The organism is Streptomyces sp. NPDC000880, from assembly GCF_053599675.1.
The window spans coordinates 1-17,877 of record NZ_JBSFMS010000080.1; the positions used below are offsets into that span (position 1 = coordinate 1).

Below are 17,877 nucleotides of genomic sequence, written 5' to 3' on the forward strand. Positions count from 1 at the left end.
CCGGACGCTCGTGGTTCGGGGCCTCGACGGAATCTCCGAATCCGGCGATCTCGCATTACCGTCGGCGTAGCTCGTCATGTCTTGTAGAGCTTGGCGGCAAGCCCGGCGACCTGGTCCTGCGACATGCCCTTGCCGCCGCCGGTGCCCATCATCTGGGCCAGGTCGATGGCGGTGACCTGGGCGATGGTGCTGTAGTCGGCCCAGACGCAGATCGGGACCTCGAACTCCTTGGGACCAGTGGCCGATGAGCTCGAGTCGGTCGGCTTGAACTTGGCGTTCTGGCACTTCATCAGTGCGCCCTCGAAGCCGGAAGGCGTGACCGAGGTGGGGCTGCCGATGAGCGCGACCTCGACGTCCTTGCCCTCCTCGTTGCCGTTCTTGATGCTCGTGAAGTAGCCATCGATCGCCTTCTCCGGGTCTGAGACCTCACCCCAGAGCCCGCTGAGGCTGAGGACCTTCCCCTTGAGCGGCTCGCTCTCGGAACCGGAGCTGTACTCAGCGCCCACCTGCTTCGGGTTCTTGATCCCGAACGCGGCGGCTTCCTTCTTGTCCTTCTCGGACAGGGGCTCCGACTTGTCGGCGCCCGGCTTCTTGTAGTCGTCGACCGATGCCGCAGGCGTGAGCTTGTACCCCTTGGTGTCGTCCGCAACGGCACCGTTGCCCCCACCACCGCCCAGCAGGAAGTAGGCGCCACCGGCGATCACCGCGAGCGCCACCACCGAGGCCACGACGATCAGGCCCGTCTTCTTCTTCGGCGCGGGCGGCGGGGGCGGGACCTGGCCGGGGTACTGGGGCTGCTGGCCGTACGGGCCCGGCTGCTGGGGCTGGCCCCACTGATCCTGCTGCGGCGGGACGCCCTGCGGCGCCTGCTGCGGATACCCGTAGCCGGGCTGCGGCTGCGGGGGCTGCTGCGGGTACCCGTAGCCGGGCTGCGGGGCCTGCGGCGGTTGCTGGCCGTAGGGACCCGGCTGACCGTACGGTCCGGGCTGCTGAGGCTGGCCGCCGTACGGGCCCGGCTGGTTGTAGCTCATTACTGGGTTCCCCCTCCAGATACTTATGTGATCCGAACATCCTGGCCCAAGCCTCCGGGTCGTGGGGCGGCGGGGGTCACACCGTTACGAACATTCCCGTTTCAATACGGCCCGGTGACACCTCTAAACTGTGCCTCGTGACCGAGAACGCTCAGCAGCAGCCAGCCAGCAACCCCGAACTGCCGACCCAGTACGCGCCGGCCGAGGTAGAGGGGAAGCTCTACGAGCGCTGGGTAGAGCGCGGTTACTTCACGGCGGACCCCAAGAGCGAGAAGCCGCCGTACACCATCGTGATCCCGCCGCCGAACGTCACCGGCAGCCTGCACCTCGGGCATGCCTTCCAGCACACCCTCATGGACGCCCTCACCCGCCGTAAGCGGATGCAGGGGTACGAGGCGCTCTGGCTGCCCGGCATGGACCACGCCGGAATCGCCACCCAGAACAAGGTCGAGCAGCAACTCGCCGAGGAGGGCAAGTCCCGCCAGGACCTGGGGCGCGAGGAGTTCGTCGACCGGGTCTGGCAGTGGAAGGAAGAGTACGGCGGCAAGATCCTCGGGCAGATGCGCCGTCTCGGCGACGGCGTCGACTGGAGCCGCGAGCGCTTCACCATGGACGAAGGACTGTCCAGGGCCGTCCAGACCATCTTCAAGAAGCTGTATGACGACGAGCTGATCTACCGCGCCGAGCGCATCATCAACTGGTGCCCGCGCTGTCTGACGGCCATCTCCGACATCGAGGTGGACTACCAGGACGACAACGGCGAGTTGGTCTCGATCAAGTACGGCGAGGGCGACGAGACCCTCGTCGTCGCCACGACCCGCGCCGAGACGATGCTCGGTGACACGGCCGTCGCCGTCCACCCCGACGACGAGCGGTACAGGCACCTCGTCGGCAAGCGGATCAAGCTGCCGCTGACCGACCGTACGATCCCGGTCGTCGCGGACGAGCACGTCGACCCGGAGTTCGGCACCGGCGCCGTGAAGGTGACGCCGGCGCACGACCCGAACGACTTCGCCATCGGGCAGCGGCACGGGCTCGAGTCGATGACTGTCATGGACGAGCGCGGTGTCATCACGGTCCACGGGCCGTTCCAGGGGCTCGACCGGTTCGAGGCGCGCTCCACGATCGTCGAGGCGCTGCGCCAGCAGGGCCGGATCGTTGCCGAGAAGCGGCCCTACGCCCACTCCGTCGGGCACTGCTCCCGTTGCAAGACCACGATCGAGCCGCGACTGTCCCTCCAGTGGTGGGTCAAGGTCGGTCCGCTCGCGCAGGCCGCCGGTGACGCGGTCCGCGACGGCCGGGTCAAGATCCACCCCCAGGACATGTCGAGGCGCTACTTCGACTGGGTCGACAACATGCACGACTGGTGCATCTCGCGCCAGCTGTGGTGGGGCCATCGGATCCCCGTCTGGTACGGCCCGGAGGGCCAGGTCGTCTGCGTCGGACCCGACGAGCAGCCGCCGAGCGGCGAGGGCTGGACGCAGGACAGCGACGTCCTGGACACCTGGTTCTCGTCCGGTCTGTGGCCGTTCTCCACGCTGGGCTGGCCGGAGAAGACCCCGGACCTGGAGAAGTTCTACGCGACCGACGTCCTGCTCACCGGGCACGACATCATCTTCTTCTGGGTCGCCCGGATGATGATGTTCGGTTTGTACGCGATGGACGGGGAGCCCCCCTTCCACACGATCGCGCTGACCGGTCTCGTCCGTGACGAGTTCGGCAAGAAGATGTCGAAGTCCAACCCCAACTCGGTCGATCCGCTGGACTGGATGGACGCGTACGGCTCCGACGCCGTCCGCTTCACGCTGGCCAATGGTGCCAACCCCGGCGCGGATGTGCCGATCGGCGAGGACTGGGTCAAGGCGTCCCGTAACTTCGCCAACAAGATCTGGAACGCGACACGCTTCGCGCTGATGAACGGCGCGACGGTGGAGGGCGAACTGCCCGACCCGGCGCGGATGTCCGCCACCGACCGGTGGATCCTCTCCCGGCTCAACGCGGTGGTCGCCGAGGTCGACGCGTACTACGACGACTATCAGTTCGCGAAGCTGGCCGACTCCCTCTACCACTTCGCGTGGGACGAGGTCTTCGACTGGTACGTCGAGTTGTCCAAGACGACCTACTTCGCCGGCGGCGAGGCGGCGAAGGTCTCGGCGCGCGTTCTGGGCGAGGTCCTCGACGTGACGCTGCGGCTGCTGCACCCGATCGTCCCCTTCGTCACCGAGACGCTGTGGACCACGCTCACCGGCAAGGAGTCGGTCGTCATCGCCGACTGGCCGGCCGACAGCGGCTTCCGGGACGCGGCGGCCGAGAAGGAGATCGAGCTGGTCCAGCGGGTCGTCACCGAGGTCCGCCGGTTCCGCTCCGACCAGGGGCTGCAGCCCGGCCAGAGGGTCCCGGCCCGGCTCACCCTGGACGGCACTGCGCTGGCGCCGCACGAGGCCGCCATCCGCCAGCTGCTGCGTCTGCAGCCGGAGGGCGAGGGCTTCAGCGCCACGGCGACGCTCCCGGTCGCGGGGGCCACGGTCGCGCTCGACCTGTCGGGCACGATCGACGTCGGCGCGGAGCGCAAGCGGCTGGCGAAGGACCTGGCCGCGGCGGAGAAGGAGAAGGCGCAGGCGACGGGCAAGCTCGGCAACGAGGCGTTCCTCGCGAAGGCGCCGGACAACGTGGTCGAGAAGATCCGTACCCGCCTCGCCAAGGCGGAGGAGGACATCGCGCGGATCACCGCGCAGCTGGACGGGTTGCCGGAGGCGTAGCCCGTAGATGAGTCGCCCGCGAGAGGCCCCGGGGGTTCCCCGGGGCCTCTCGCGGCGTAAAGACCCGTTCAAGCCCCGTTCCGAACGTCCCGGAAAGGGCGGGGTGAACGTACTGTCACTGCTCCTCCGTAGACTGGCCCTGTGAGTGAGCAGCCCGACCCTTTCGACGAGATCGTCGACGCCGAGACAGACCGTGACCCCGACCTGGCGGTGATCGAGGCCGGCAGCCGTACCCTGCGCGCGCAGGCCGGGTCGCCGCAGGGTGACCCCGTGCCCGCCCGGCCCGCGGATCCGGAGGTGGACAAGGCGCTGCGCGCGGTGGAGCAGGAGCTCGCCGGGCGCTGGGGTGAGACCAAGCTGGAGCCCTCGGTCGCCCGTATCGCGGCGCTGATGGATGTGCTGGGCGAGCCCCAGCGCGCGTACCCCTCGATCCACATCACGGGGACGAACGGCAAGACGTCCACAGCCCGCATGATCGAGGCCCTGCTCGCAGCCTTCGACCTGCGCACCGGGCGGTACACCTCGCCGCACGTCCAGTCGGTCACCGAGCGGATCAGCGTGGACGGCGCCCCGATCGAGGCCGAGCGCTTCATCGAGACGTACGACGACATCAAGCCGTACGTCGAAATGGTCGACGCGGATCAGGAGTTCCGGCTCTCCTTCTTCGAGGTGCTCACCGGGATGGCGTTCGCCGCCTTCGCCGACGCGCCGGTGGATGTGGCGGTCGTCGAGGTCGGCATGGGCGGCAGCTGGGACGCGACGAATGTCATTGACGGCTCCGTCGCCGTCGTCACGCCCATCGACCTGGACCACACCGACAGGCTCGGCTCCACCCCTGCCGAGATCGCGGTTGAGAAGGCCGGAGTCATCAAGCGGGGCGCGACGGTCATCATGGCGCAGCAGCCCGTGGACGCCGCGCAGGTGATGCTGAAGAAGGCCGTCGAGGTCGATGCCACTGTCGCCCGCGAGGGCATGGAGTTCGGCGTTGTCTCCCGCGAGGTCGCGGTGGGCGGCCAGCTGGTGACGCTGCGCGGACTAGGCGGGGAGTACGAAGAGATCTTCCTCCCGCTGTACGGGGCGCACCAGGCGCACAACGCCGCCGTGGCGCTTGCCACGGTCGAGGCGTTCTTCGGTATCGGCGCCGAGCAGGCCCGCACACTGGACATGGACACGATCCGCAAGGCGTTCGCCTCGGTGACCTCGCCCGGCCGCCTGGAGGTCGTGCGCCGCAGCCCGACGGTCGTCCTGGACGCCGCGCACAACCCCGCCGGCGCCCGCGCGAGCGCCGCGGGGATCACCGAGTCCTTCGGCTTCTCCCGCCTCATCGGCGTGGTCGGCGCGTCCGGCGACAAGGACGTCCGGGGCTTCCTGGAGGCGTTCGAGCCGATCTTCGCCGAGGTCGTCGTCACTCAGAATTCGAGCCATCGCGCGATGGACGTGGACGAACTGGCGGCGGTCGCGGTCGAGGTCTTCGGCGACGAGCGGGTGGTCGTAGAGCCGCGTCTCGACGACGCGCTGGAGGCGGCGATCACGCTCGCCGAGGAGGAGTCCGAGTTCGCGGGCGCGGGCGTCCTGGTGACCGGCTCGGTGATCACGGTCGGCGAGGCCCGGCTGCTCCTGGGGAGGGGCTGACATCTGATGCGTACGCTCTGTGCATCCACCCTGATCGGCGAATTCTTTGTGATCGGCTTCGCCGGTCTTGTCGCCATGAAGTCCGACGGCCTTTCGACGGCGACGGTCTGGACGGTCTGCGGCGTCGGCATGTTGCTCTCGGTCCTGCTCTGCGGGATGCTCAGCCGCCCCGGCGGGGTGCAGCTCGGCTGGGCGCTGCAGATCGCGCTGGTCGTGAGCGGTTTCGTGGTGCCGACGATGTTCTTCCTCGGGGCGGTCTTCGCGGGCCTGTGGTGGGCCTCGGTGCACTACGGCCGCAAGATCGACGAGGCGAAGGCACGCTGGGCGGCCCAGGCGGAAGCCCAGCCGCAGTAGCGGCGCTTCAAGTGGCGGGTGCTTGCCTGGGAGGGGGCCGCCCGGTCCGGGTGCCGCCCGTTCGGCGGTACCGGGTAGCCTCGGGCCAACCGCACACATTCTGGCCTGCAAGGAGCCGCACACCATGACTCAGCGCACCCTCGTCCTTCTCAAGCCGGACACCGTCCGTCGCGGACTCGTGGGCGAGGTCATCGGCCGCATTGAGCGCAAGGCCGACTGGCAGATCACTGCGCTGGAGCTGCGTCTGCTCGACCGCGCCACCCTGGAGCAGCACTACGCCGAGCACATCGGCCGACCGTTCTACGAGCCGCTCGTCGAGTTCATGCTCTCCGGTCCGGTCGTCGTGCTCGTCGTCGAGGGCGAGCGGGTCATCGAGGGCGTACGCCAGCTGGCCGGCCCGACCGACCCGATCGCCGCCGCGCCCGGCTCCATCCGTGGCGACTTCGGCACCATCGTCCGGGAGAACCTCATCCACGCCTCGGACTCCGAGGAGTCCGCCATTCGGGAACTCAAGATTTTTTTCCCGGGGCTTTCCTGATTGGCCGTCAGCCATACAGCGCAGATGACCTGGGGCGACCGAAGGAATTTCGGTCGCCCTTCGGTATATGACCGCGCTTTGCGGGAACGCATCGCTTCGACACCTCGTCACCTTTACAGAGGCGGGCCACCGCGCCGTGTACGTGCAGGCGGCACTACGATGAAGCTTCCACGCCACAGCACCCACCTCGCCATCCTGACAAGCCATCAATGCTCGATTTGGGAAGGCCAGACGCATCCTCATGGGGAACAACATGTCGTTCATCGGCCGTGACATGGCTGTCGACCTCGGGACCGCCAACACGCTGGTGTACGTCAGGGGTCGGGGGATCGTCCTCAACGAGCCGTCCGTCGTCGCCATCAACACCAACACGGGCGGCATTCTCGCGGTCGGCGCCGAGGCGAAGAAGATGATCGGCCGGACACCTGGCAACATCGTTGCCGTCCGGCCGCTGAAGGACGGCGTCATCGCCGACTTCGAGATCACCGAGCGGATGCTCCGCTACTTCATTCTGAAGATCCACAAGCGTCGGTACCTCGCCCGTCCGCGCGTCGTCGTCTGTGTGCCCTCCGGCATCACGGGCGTCGAGCGCCGCGCGGTCATCGAGGCGTCGACGCAGGCGGGCGCCCGACAGGTGCACATCATCGAGGAGCCCATGGCCGCGGCCATCGGCTCCGGACTCCCGGTCCATGAAGCCACCGGCAATATGGTCGTCGACATCGGTGGTGGCACCACCGAAGTCGCCGTCATCTCACTCGGCGGAATCGTCACAGCACAGTCCATCCGCGTCGCCGGCGATGAGCTGGACAACGCGATCATTCAGCACATCAAGAAGGAGTACTCCCTCCTGCTCGGTGAGCGGACCGCCGAAAACATCAAGATCACCATCGGTTCCGCGTACGACATGGACAAGGACGAGCACACCGAGATCCGCGGCCGTGACCTCGTCTCCGGTCTGCCGAAGACCGTGGTCGTCTCCGCCGCCGAGGTCCGCAAGGCGATCGAGGAACCGGTCAACGCGATCGTCGATGCCGTCAAGACCACTCTCGACAAGTGCCCGCCGGAGCTGTCCGGCGACGTGATGGACCGCGGCATCGTCCTCACCGGCGGCGGCGCCCTGCTGCGCGGCCTCGACGAGCGATTGCGCCGTGAGACCGGCATGCCGATCCATATCGCCGAGGATCCCCTGGACTCGGTGGCCCTCGGAGCGGGCAAGTGCGTCGAGGAGTTCGAGGCGCTCCAGCAGGTCCTGGACGCCCAGCCCCGCCGATAGCGGACGGGCATGCGGAATCCCCCTACGCCCTGGTGGGCGTGGGGGGACCCCCATACGGGTGCCTGCCAATCCGTGTGGCGGATCGTTGACATACAGACATCAACATTCCTACGAGGAAGGCACGGCCGTCGCACGTGAGGGACACACGAGAGAGCCGGCTGCTCCTGGTGCTGCTGATCGCCATCGCGTTCGCTTTGATCACGGTGGACATCCGCGGAGGCGAGGGGTCACCGGTCGACGGCGCCCGGCAGGCCGCCGCCACGGTCTTCGGACCCGTCGAGAACGGCGTTGCGGCAGCGGTCGACCCGATAGGCAATGCCATCGGAGCCGTCCGCGACTCGGGCCGGCGTCATGACCGCATCGGCGAACTGGAGCGCCAGAACGCCACGCTGAAGGCGAAGCTCGGCAGCGACGACCGCAACCGCAGCCGGGTGCGCGAGCTGGACAACATGCTCAAGAAGGCGGGCGCGGGACAGTACGGCATCAAGGGTGCCGAGGTCATCGCCATTGGAGCGGCCCAGGGCTTCTCCTGGACGGTGACCATCGACGTCGGGTCCAACGACGGCATCGAGCGCGATATGACCGTCCTCAACGGCGACGGACTCGTCGGCCGGATCACCACGGTCGGCCCGAACACCGCGACCGTACTGCTCGCCAGCGACCCGGACTTCACGGTCGGCACCCGGATGGAGAAGACCGACGAACTGGGCTTCGCCACCGGCCAGGGCGACCGTCCGCTCTCCGTGCAGTTGCTCAACGGCAAGGCCAAGGTCAAGAAGGGCGACCGGCTCGTCACCTTCGGCTCGCAGGCCAGCAAGCCGTTCGTGCCCGGCGTCCCGGTCGGCGAGGTCATCCGCGTCGATCCCTCCGGCGGTGACCTCACCCGGACCATCTACGTCCGCCCGTTCGTCGGCTTCACCAAGCTCGACATCGTCGGCGTCGTCGTCGTGGCGCCCAGGTCCGATCCGCGCGACACGGTCCTGCCGCCCAAGCCCGCGGCTCCCAAGCCCACGCCCACGGTCACGGTCACGGTCACCCCGTCTGCGAGCGGCGATGGCAGCGGGCAGGTCCAGGGCTACGGCCAGGATTCGGCCACCCCGAACGCCACCGGCCAGAACGTCGAGTAGGAGCTGATCCGTCATGCGCTTCAACCGGATGCTGCTCTCCACGACACTCGTCGTGGTCGCCCTCGTCATCCAGGTCTCCGTCCTCGCCCGCCTCCAGCTCCCCGGCGCCGTCCCAGACTTGCTGCTACTCGTCGTCCTCGGACTGGCACTCGTATACGGGCACGTGGCCGGCGCCTTCATCGGCTTCGGCGCGGGCCTGCTCGCCGACCTCGCCCCGCCCTCCGACCACGCCGCCGGGCGCTACGCACTCGTGCTCTGCGTGATCGGCTACCTCGCGGGCCTGGTGCGCCCCGACAACGGTCAACTCAAGTCGGCCACCGCACCGATGGTCGTGGTCGTCGCGGCCGCCATCGGCTCGACGCTGCTGTACGCGGGCGTGGGAGCGCTCGTCGGCGACACTGCCGCCCGCCATGTGGGCCTGGGCAGCCTGCTGTTCACGGCCGCCGTATACGACCTGCTCCTCGCGCCCTTCACGGTGCCGCTGATCATGGCGCTCGCCAGACGCGCCGAGAACAGTCCACTCTCCGAGAGCCAGAGCAGCGGCGGCGGAGGCGCAAGCGACGCCGCCTCGCGCTGGCTCTCCTCCGGCACCGGCCTGCGCATCGGCAAGCAGCGCGGCGGGATGCGGGTCAGGGCGGCCAGGACGCGGGCGGCACGGGCCGTCCGCATAAAGGGAGTGAAGCGACTGTGATCGAGGGGGCAGCAGCGTGAGCAACATTCCGGAGACCGGGCGGACCCCCCGAGTCCAGATCCGGCTCGTCGTCATCCAGGTACTTGTCTTCTCCCTCCTCCTCACCCTCGGCGGACGCCTCTGGTACCTCCAGATCCGCAACGGCCAGGAGTACACCAACGAGGCGAAGAACAACCACGTCCAGCAGGTCGTCCAGCCCGCAGTCCGCGGCTCGATCCTCGACGCCCGTGGCGTCCCGCTCGCCGACAACGAGACCCGCCTCGTCGTCTCCGCGTCCCGCACCGAGCTGATGAAAATGAAGGACGACGGCAAAGGCGTCCTCACCCGCCTCGCGGGCGTCCTCGGCATGAAGCCGAAGGACGTCATGGACAAGGTCAGGCTCTGCGACGCCAAGACCCCGCAGCCTTGCTGGAACGGCTCGCCCTACCAGCCGATCCCGGTCACCGACGAGGCCACCACTCAGCAGGCCCTGCAGATCCGCGAGCGCGCCGAGGACTTCCCCGGCATCACCGCCGAGCCCACCGCCGTACGCCGTTACACCTCGCCCGGCAAGGCCAACACCGCGCAGGTCCTCGGCTATCTCTCGCCCGTCACCGACGAGGAGATCACCAAGGCCAAGGACACCGACTCGCCGTTCCTCCGCTCGGACCAGGTGGGCCGCTCGGGCATCGAGCGCACCTACGACAAGGAACTGCGCGGCAAGGCCGGAGTCACCCGCTACGAGGTCGACAACCTCGGCCGGGTCATCGGCCAGGCCGCCAAGGACGAGGCGCAGCCCGGCGCCAACCTCGTCACCTCCATCGACGCACGCGTCCAGGCGGTCGCGGAGTACGAGCTCAGCGAGGCGATGAAGGCCGCCCGCCAGGAGTTCGACAGGAACACCGGCGAGAAGTACAAGGCGGATGCCGGCGCCGTCGTGGTGATGGAGAACAAGACCGGCCGGATCGTCTCGATGGCCTCACAGCCGACGTACGACCCCAACTCCTGGGTCGGCGGCATCTCCGGCAAGGACTACGCCAAGCTCACCGGCAAGGACTCCAACTTCCCGCTGCTGAACCGCGCGATCCAGGGCCAGGCCGCGCCCGGCTCGATCTTCAAGGTCATCTCCTCGACAGCGGCGGTCAACGCCGGCTACCCGTTCGACGGCGGCTACCCCTGCCCGAGCTCGTACTCGGTCGGCGGCCAGGTCTTCAAGAACTTCGAGTCCAAGGGCTACGGCAGCATCAGCCTCGGCCGGGCTCTGGAGGTCTCCTGCGACACCGTCTTCTACGGCCTTGCCCACCAGGAGTGGCAGAAGGACGGCGGCATCAAGCCCAAGAAGCGCACCAACGACTGGTTCTACAAGACCGCCCACCAGTTCGGCCTCGGCAAAGAGACCGGCATCGACCTCCCCAACGAGGTCAAGGGCCGCGTCCCCGACCGCCAGTGGAAGCAGAGCTTCTGGGAGGCCAACAAGGACGCCTGGTGCAGGCAGGGCAAGAAGAACGGCGACTACGTCGAGAGGATCGCGTACGAGAACTGCCTCGAGGGCAACCGAATGCGTGCCGGTGACTCCGTCAACTACTCCATCGGCCAGGGCGACACCCTCGTCACTCCGATCCAGATGGCCACGATCTACGCGGCCATCGCCAACGGCGGCACCCTGTACAACCCCACCGTCGGCAAGGCCGTAATCAGCGCGGACGGCAAGACTGTCCAGGAGATCAAGCCGAAGTCCCACGGCAAGCTGCCCATGGACGCCGAGACCCGGTCGCAGATAGACGAAGCCCTCGCGGGAGTCACGACCCGCGGATCGGCCGCCTGGCGCTTCGGCGGCTGGCCGCAGGACAAGATCCCGATGCACGCCAAGACGGGTACCGCCGAGGTCTACGGCAAGCAGACGACCTCCTGGTTCGTCTCGTACACCGAGGACTACACGATCATCATGACGATCGCCCAGGGTGGCACCGGATCCGGTGCCTCCGGACCCGCCGTGCGCAAGATCTACGAGGCGATGTACGGACTCGACGAGCAGGGCGGTCAGGACCTGGACAAGGCCATGCTGCCCCAGCCGCAGACGGCACTGCCGAAGATCGAGCCCGACGGCTCCGTCGAAGCCCCCAAGATCGAGCCGTACGCGCCTGCGGAGCCTCCGGCCGACAACCAGCAGCTCGCGGGCGCGCCCGCACGGAGGGACTGAGTCATGGCCGGCACGAGTGGCTTCTCCGTCTCCGGATACGGCCCCCAGCGCGGCGGCCTGTGGTCACAGCTGTCCGGCCGTGACTCCGTCGTGCGCAAGCTCGACTGGCCGCTGCTGCTGTCCGCGATCGCGCTGTCCTTGGTGGGCACGCTGCTGGTGTGGTCGGCGACCCGCAACCGCACCGGGCTCAACCAGGGCGACCCGTACTACTTCTTCTTCCGCCACGTCCTCAACACCGGTATCGGCCTCGCGCTGATGATCGGCACGATCTGGCTCGGGCACCGCACACTGCGCGGCGCGGTCCCGGTGCTGTACGGGCTCTCCGTAGTGCTCGTTCTGCTGGTGCTCACGCCGCTCGGCGCGACCATCAACGGAGCGCACGCGTGGATCGTGATCGGCGGCGGCTTCTCCCTCCAGCCCTCGGAATTCGTGAAGATCACGATCATTCTGGCGATGGCGATGTTGCTGGCCGCGCGCGTGGACGCGGGCGACCAGCTGCACCCCGACCACCGGACGGTGGCCAAGTCCCTGGGATTCGCGGTCCTGCCGATGGTGATCGTCATGCTGATGCCGGACCTCGGTTCGGTGATGGTGATGGCGGTGATCGTGCTCGGGGTGCTGCTCGCCTCCGGCGCCTCCAACCGCTGGATCCTCGGGCTGATCGGCGCCGGCGTCATCGGAGGCGTGATGGTCACCGCGCTCGGGCTGCTGGACGAGTACCAGATCAACCGCTTCGCGGCGTTCGCCAACCCGGAGCTCGACCCGGCCGGCGTCGGCTACAACACCAACCAGGCGCGGATCGCGATCGGATCGGGCGGGCTGACCGGCACGGGCCTGTTCAAGGGCTCCCAGACCACCGGCCAGTTCGTCCCCGAACAGCAGACGGACTTCGTCTTCACGGTCGCGGGCGAGGAACTGGGCTTCCTGGGGGCGAGCCTGATCCTGCTGCTGCTCGGCGTCATCCTGTGGCGCGCCTGCCGCATCGCACGCGAGACGACCGAGCTGTACGGCACGATCGTGGCCGCCGGGATCATCGCCTGGTTCGCCTTCCAGTCCTTCGAGAACATCGGGATGACGCTCGGGATCATGCCGGTGGCGGGCCTGCCGCTGCCATTCGTGTCGTACGGAGGCACCTCGATGTTCGCGGTCTGGATCGCGATCGGGCTGCTCCAGTCGATCCGAGTGCAGCGGCCGATAACCGCGTAGGCGAACAGACGGGGCTGCCGTGGAGGCCACCGGCAACTAGATTTGGTTCATGGCGGATACGAAGCGCGAGATCGAGCGGAAGTACGAAGCCACTCCCGAGACCCGGCTGCCGGACCTGACCGGCGTCGCAGGGGTGTCGGACGTCCACGACAAGGGCGTCGCAGAGCTCGACGCCGTCTACTACGACACCGCTGACCTTCGCCTTGCCGCAGCCTCCATCACCTTGCGCCGCAGGACGGGCGGCACGGACGCGGGCTGGCACCTCAAGCTCCCGGTCGCCCCGGGCGTACGGGACGAGATCAGCGCACCCCTGTCCGATACGGTCCCGCCCAGCCTTCAGGGCCTGGTCCGCGCCCGTACCCGGGACGCCGAACTCAAGCCCGTGGTGCGCCTGCGGACCTCCAGGGACGTCCTCCATCTGGTCGATGCGGACGGCGCGCTGCTGGCCGAGCTGAGCAGGGACTCGGTCCGCGCCGAACGCCTCATCGACGGCGGCCGCACGGCACAGTGGGACGAGATCGAGGTCGAGCTCGCCGACGACGCCGATCCGTCCAACCTCGACGCGATCGAGAAGAAGCTTCGCAAGGCGGGCGTGCGCCCGGCGAAGTCCCCGTCGAAGCTGGCCAGGGCGCTGGCGGAGACCGCCCCCAAGGCGGACAAGCGGGCGGCCGCACCACCGTCCCCGGAACCCCCGCAGACCGCAGGCCGGCACATCCTCGACTACCTGCGGGAACAAGCCGACGCACTGCTCGCGTACGACCCTGGCGTGCGCCGTGACCTGCCCGACTCGGTGCACCAGATGCGGGTCGCCACGCGACGGATGCGCAGCGCGTTCAAGACGTTCCGGAAAATCATCGACCGGACCGTCACCGACCCGATCGGCGACGAGCTCAAGTGGCTCGCCGGCGAGCTGGGCGTAGCCCGTGACCACGAGGTACTCACCGAGCGGCTGCAGTCGCGGGTCGACGCTGTGCCCGGGACCCTGCTGCTCGGCCCGGTGCGCGCGCGTCTGACTGTCTGGGCCGCCGCCCATGGCTCCGACGCCCGGCGCAAGGCCGTCGCCGCACTCGACACCAAACGCTACCTCTCGCTCCTGGACTCGCTGGACGCGCTCCTCAGCGCCCCGCCGCTGCTGAAAGCGGCGGGCGGCGCGCCCGACAGGGTGATCCCCAAGGCGGTCCTGAGGGACTACGACCGGCTGGCCGCCCGGATCAACCACGCCCTGGAGTTGCCCCCTGGGCAGGAGCGGGACCTGGCCATGCACGACGCCCGCAAGGCCGCCAAGCGCGCCCGGTACGCGGGCGAGGCGGCGACTCCCGCGCTCGGCAAGGCGGCCAAGAAGTTCGCCAAGCGGATGAAGGCCGTGCAGTCGGTGCTCGGCGACCACCAGGACAGCGTGGTGGCCCGCGAAGCCCTGCGGAATCTCGCGATCCAGGCGCATGCGGCGAGGGAGTCCGCCTTCACCTGGGGACTGCTGTACGGCCGGGAGGAGGCACAGGCCGCGCAGCGGGAGGCGGAGCTGCCGGTGGTGTGGAAGGAGGCGTCTGCCCCGAAACTGCGGGCGGATCTGACCGGCTGAGCGACGGGGTAGCCTAGATGGTCACCCTTGCCCGCTCACGAGAGACACCACGATGCCTGTCGAGTCGGTCTTCCCACGCCTGGAAGCGCTTCTCCCGCACGTCCAGAAGCCGATCCAGTACGTCGGCGGAGAGCTCAACTCCACCGTCAAGGACTGGCACGCCTGCGACGTCCGCTGGGCGCTCATGTACCCCGACGCGTACGAGGTCGGACTGCCCAACCAGGGCGTCATGATTCTCTACGAGGTACTGAACGAGCGCGAGGGGGTGCTCGCCGAGCGCACGTACAGCGTCTGGCCGGACCTCGAAGAGCTGATGCGGGAGCACAAGGTCCCGCAGTTCACCGTGGACTCACACCGTCCGGTGAAGGCCTTCGACGTCTTCGGTCTCAGCTTCTCCACGGAGCTCGGCTACACGAACATGCTCACCGCACTGGACCTCGCGGGCATCCCGCTGGAGGCGAAGGACCGCGGCCTGGACGACCCGATCGTGCTGGCAGGCGGCCACGCGGCCTTCAACCCCGAGCCGATCGCGGACTTCATCGACTGCGCGGTCATCGGCGACGGCGAGCAGGCTGTCCTCGACATGACCGAGATCATCCGCGCCTGGAAGGCCGAGGGCCGCCCGGGCGGCCGCGAAGAGGTGCTCTTCCGCCTCGCGAAGACCGGCAATGTCTACGTCCCTGGCTTCTACGACGTCGAGTACCTGCCCGACGGCCGCATCGGCCGCGTCGTACCGAACAAGTCCGGCGTGCCGTGGCGCGTGTCCAAGCACACCGTCATGGACCTCGACGAGTGGCCGTACCCGAAGCAGCCGCTGGTCCCCCTCGCCGAGACCGTCCATGAGCGGATGTCCGTCGAGATCTTCCGCGGCTGCACCCGCGGCTGCCGTTTCTGCCAGGCCGGCATGATCACGCGCCCCGTGCGGGAGCGAAGCATCACCGGCATCGGCGACATGGTCGAAAAGGGCCTGAAGGCGACCGGCTTCGAGGAGGTCGGCCTGCTGTCGCTGTCCTCCGCGGACCACAGCGAGATCGGCGACATCGCGAAGGGCCTGGCCGACCGGTACGAGGAAGACAAGATCGGTCTGTCCCTGCCGTCGACCCGCGTGGACGCGTTCAACGTCGACCTGGCCAATGAGCTGACCCGCAACGGCCGCCGCTCGGGTCTGACGTTCGCCCCCGAGGGCGGCTCCGAGCGCCTGCGCAAGGTCATCAACAAGATGGTCTCGGAAGAAGACCTGATCCGTACCGTCTCGACGGCGTACGGCAACGGCTGGCGTCAGGTGAAGCTGTACTTCATGTGCGGTCTGCCAACCGAGACCGACGAGGACGTTCTCCAGATCGGCGACATGGCGGTCAACGTCATCGCCGAGGGCCGAAAGGTCTCGGGGCAGAACGACATCCGCTGCACGGTGTCCATCGGCGGCTTCGTGCCCAAGCCGCACACCCCGTTCCAGTGGGCCCCGCAGCTGAGCGCCCAGGAGACGGACGCGAGGCTGGAGAAGCTGCGCGACAAGATCCGCGGCGACAAGAAGTACGGCCGCTCGATCGGCTTCCGCTACCACGACGGCAAGCCCGGCATCGTCGAGGGCCTGCTCTCCCGAGGCGACCGCCGCGTCGGCTCGGTCATCCGCGCGGTCTACGAGGACGGCGGCCGCTTCGACGGCTGGCGCGAGCACTTCTCGTACGACAGGTGGATGGCCTGCGCCGAGAAGACGCTGCCCTCCTTCGGCCTGGACGTCGACTGGTACACGACGCGCGAGCGTACGTACGAGGAGGTCCTGCCCTGGGATCACCTGGACTCCGGTCTCGACAAGGACTGGCTCTGGGAGGACTGGCAGGACGCGCTCGACGAGACCGAGGTCGAGGACTGCCGCTGGACGCCGTGCTTCGATTGTGGTGTCTGCCCGCAGATGCAGACTTCCATTCAAATCGGCCCCACCGGCAAGAAGCTCCTGCCGCTCACCGTGGTCAAGTAGGCGGGTGCTGGGGCGCGGTTTCGGACGTGTGCGTGTCTGACCGCAGATGGACACCAGCATCCGAATCGGCCCGACGGGCAAGAAGCTGCTCCCGCTGACGGTCGTCAAGTGACCCACGGTGCCAGGGCGTTCGCGCCCCGGCACAATGGGCCGATGCCGCAGGTCATAGTGCCCGACGTGCGTTTCGGTGCGCAGGCAGCGCATCCGGACGGGCCTGTGATGCGTCATATCTGACATGGACTTCGAGAAGTCGCCGCAGACGTACGGGAATCATCAGGCACCCGCGGACTACGAGCCCGGCGAAGGCTGTCTCACCACGGTCATCCGGATTCCGGTGCGGATCGTGGTGCTGCTCGTGGTCGTTCCCGTACGGATGGCGTGGGACCTCCTCGTCGTCTGCGGCCGGGCGGTGGAGCGGATCCTGCTGCGGCCGCTGGGCAGGGCGCTGGCCTGGGTGTACGAGGCGGTGCTGACGCCGCTCGGGCACGGTCTGGGCCAGCTGGCGGTCTTCATCGGCAAGTCGCTGTTCGTCTGGCCGTGGGTTGCGCTGTGGCGGTATCTGGTGGTGCCGGTGGTCACGTACGGGCTCGTGGTGCCGGTGGTGTGGATCCACCGGCAGCTGCTGACTCCGCTCGGCCACGGGCTCGCCTGGCTCGTGGAGCATCTGCTGGTCGCGCCCGTGCGCTGGATCTACCGCCGGCTGCTCACCCCGGTCGGGCACGGGCTGGGCCGGCTTGCGGTCTTCATCGGCAAGTCGCTGTTCGTCTGGCCGTGGGTCGCGCTGTGGCGGTACCTCGTGGTGCCGGTGGTGACGTACGGGCTCGTGGTGCCGGTGGTGTGGATCCACCGGCAGCTGCTGACTCCGCTCGGCCACGGGCTCGCCTGGCTGCTCACCGAGATCGGGCACGGCATCGCCGTCGTCTGCCGCGGGGTGTGGACGGCGATCGTCCGGCTGGTCGTGGCGCTGCTCGTCGCGCCCGTCGGCTGGGTCTACCGCCACATCCTCGCGCCCATCGGCCGCGAGATCGCCGCAGCTGTCGGCGTCGCCTGGCGCATCGCCGGATACATTTCGCGAGCAGTCGGCCGGGGGATCAAGTGGCTCGTCCGGAACCTCGTCGGACGGCCGGTGCGCTGGTGCTACCAGACCGTCTGCACGCCCGTCGGGCACGTGCTGCGCGACGGCATCTGGCGTCCGGCCAAGAAGGCCGCCGTGGAGGCGGGCCGGGCCACCACGGCCGCGCTCCAGTCGGCCCGGGAGACGGTACGGCAGGCCAGGCGGGAAGCCTGGCGGGCGCTCGTCGGTGGGCCCCGGGTGCCCGAGGCGGTGGAACCGGTGGTGCCTCAGGCGCGTACTCTGGGTAGTACAACGACTGTTCCCGGCGCGGCGCCCGCACCCGAGATCTCGCTGCAGAAGCAGGGGTGAGCCGGGCGGGCCCCAGGGAACACCCCGCACGTCCGAGGGCGGCGCGCACCCGCGCCCGCCCCGCACCGAGGAGAAGAACCACTGGGCAAGCGACAGCCCGAAGGCCC

Annotated in this window: 13 protein-coding genes; 12 read left to right on the forward strand and 1 reads right to left on the reverse strand. The window is 68.6% G+C overall.

Annotated elements, in window-relative coordinates; translation table 11 throughout:
- Positions 1–74 precede the first annotated feature (74 nt).
- The gene (locus ACWDO5_RS23490) at positions 75–1,031 is read right to left on the reverse strand and encodes a hypothetical protein (protein ID WP_450532302.1); all 957 of its coding nucleotides are present in this window, start codon (positions 1,029–1,031) and stop codon (positions 75–77) included.
- A 137-nt stretch (positions 1,032–1,168) separates the two neighbouring features.
- On the opposite strand from ACWDO5_RS23490, the gene ACWDO5_RS23495 reads away from it, so the two are divergent.
- From ACWDO5_RS23495 to ACWDO5_RS23550, 12 genes are all read left to right on the forward strand, one after another.
- Complete coding sequence (locus tag ACWDO5_RS23495; RefSeq protein ID WP_450532303.1) at positions 1,169–3,790, forward strand: valine--tRNA ligase; 2,622 nt, start codon at positions 1,169–1,171, stop codon at positions 3,788–3,790.
- 141 nt (positions 3,791–3,931) lie between these two features.
- Positions 3,932–5,422: a bifunctional tetrahydrofolate synthase/dihydrofolate synthase gene (gene folC, locus ACWDO5_RS23500; RefSeq protein ID WP_450532304.1), complete on the forward strand. Its 1,491-nt coding sequence runs from the start codon at positions 3,932–3,934 to the stop codon at positions 5,420–5,422.
- 6 nt (positions 5,423–5,428) lie between these two features.
- Positions 5,429–5,776, forward strand: coding sequence for a DUF4233 domain-containing protein (locus ACWDO5_RS23505; protein ID WP_450532305.1), 348 nt, complete (start codon positions 5,429–5,431; stop codon positions 5,774–5,776).
- Between the two features lie 124 nt (positions 5,777–5,900).
- Positions 5,901–6,314, forward strand: a complete 414-nt coding sequence (ndk, locus tag ACWDO5_RS23510) for a nucleoside-diphosphate kinase (protein ID WP_450532306.1) — start codon at positions 5,901–5,903, stop codon at positions 6,312–6,314.
- 253 nt (positions 6,315–6,567) lie between these two features.
- Positions 6,568–7,587, forward strand: a complete 1,020-nt coding sequence (locus ACWDO5_RS23515; protein ID WP_450532324.1) for a rod shape-determining protein — start codon at positions 6,568–6,570, stop codon at positions 7,585–7,587.
- 134 nt (positions 7,588–7,721) lie between these two features.
- A complete protein-coding gene (gene mreC, locus ACWDO5_RS23520) occupies positions 7,722–8,714 on the forward strand; it encodes a rod shape-determining protein MreC (protein WP_450532307.1) in 993 nt (330 codons plus the stop codon).
- A gap of 13 nt (positions 8,715–8,727) precedes the next feature.
- Positions 8,728–9,405: a rod shape-determining protein MreD gene (gene mreD, locus ACWDO5_RS23525; RefSeq protein WP_450532308.1), complete on the forward strand. Its 678-nt coding sequence runs from the start codon at positions 8,728–8,730 to the stop codon at positions 9,403–9,405.
- A gap of 16 nt (positions 9,406–9,421) precedes the next feature.
- Entirely contained in the window at positions 9,422–11,584 is a 2,163-nt protein-coding gene (mrdA, locus tag ACWDO5_RS23530; protein WP_450532309.1) for a penicillin-binding protein 2, read from the forward strand.
- Between the two features lie 3 nt (positions 11,585–11,587).
- Positions 11,588–12,790 carry a rod shape-determining protein RodA gene (rodA, locus tag ACWDO5_RS23535; RefSeq protein ID WP_450532310.1) on the forward strand — a complete coding sequence of 401 codons (1,203 nt, stop codon included), beginning with the start codon at positions 11,588–11,590 and terminating at the stop codon, positions 12,788–12,790.
- Between the two features lie 49 nt (positions 12,791–12,839).
- Positions 12,840–14,369, forward strand: a complete 1,530-nt coding sequence (locus tag ACWDO5_RS23540) for a CYTH and CHAD domain-containing protein (RefSeq protein WP_450532311.1) — start codon at positions 12,840–12,842, stop codon at positions 14,367–14,369.
- A 52-nt stretch (positions 14,370–14,421) separates the two neighbouring features.
- Complete coding sequence (locus ACWDO5_RS23545) at positions 14,422–16,347, forward strand: TIGR03960 family B12-binding radical SAM protein (protein ID WP_450532312.1); 1,926 nt, start codon at positions 14,422–14,424, stop codon at positions 16,345–16,347.
- Between the two features lie 235 nt (positions 16,348–16,582).
- Complete coding sequence (locus ACWDO5_RS23550) at positions 16,583–17,770, forward strand: hypothetical protein (protein ID WP_450532313.1); 1,188 nt, start codon at positions 16,583–16,585, stop codon at positions 17,768–17,770.
- Positions 17,771–17,877 lie beyond the last annotated feature (107 nt).

Coding starts and splice junctions, on each gene's coding strand:
- ACWDO5_RS23490 (WP_450532302.1), bottom strand. CDS start 1,031: ATGAGCTACAACCAGCCGGGCCCGTACGGCGGCCAGCCTCAGCAGCCC.
- ACWDO5_RS23505 (WP_450532305.1), top strand. CDS start 5,429: ATGCGTACGCTCTGTGCATCCACCCTGATCGGCGAATTCTTTGTGATC.
- ndk (WP_450532306.1), top strand. CDS start 5,901: ATGACTCAGCGCACCCTCGTCCTTCTCAAGCCGGACACCGTCCGTCGC.
- ACWDO5_RS23515 (WP_450532324.1), top strand. CDS start 6,568: ATGTCGTTCATCGGCCGTGACATGGCTGTCGACCTCGGGACCGCCAAC.
- mreD (WP_450532308.1), top strand. CDS start 8,728: ATGCGCTTCAACCGGATGCTGCTCTCCACGACACTCGTCGTGGTCGCC.
- rodA (WP_450532310.1), top strand. CDS start 11,588: ATGGCCGGCACGAGTGGCTTCTCCGTCTCCGGATACGGCCCCCAGCGC.
- ACWDO5_RS23540 (WP_450532311.1), top strand. CDS start 12,840: ATGGCGGATACGAAGCGCGAGATCGAGCGGAAGTACGAAGCCACTCCC.
- ACWDO5_RS23545 (WP_450532312.1), top strand. CDS start 14,422: ATGCCTGTCGAGTCGGTCTTCCCACGCCTGGAAGCGCTTCTCCCGCAC.
- ACWDO5_RS23550 (WP_450532313.1), top strand. CDS start 16,583: ATGGACTTCGAGAAGTCGCCGCAGACGTACGGGAATCATCAGGCACCC.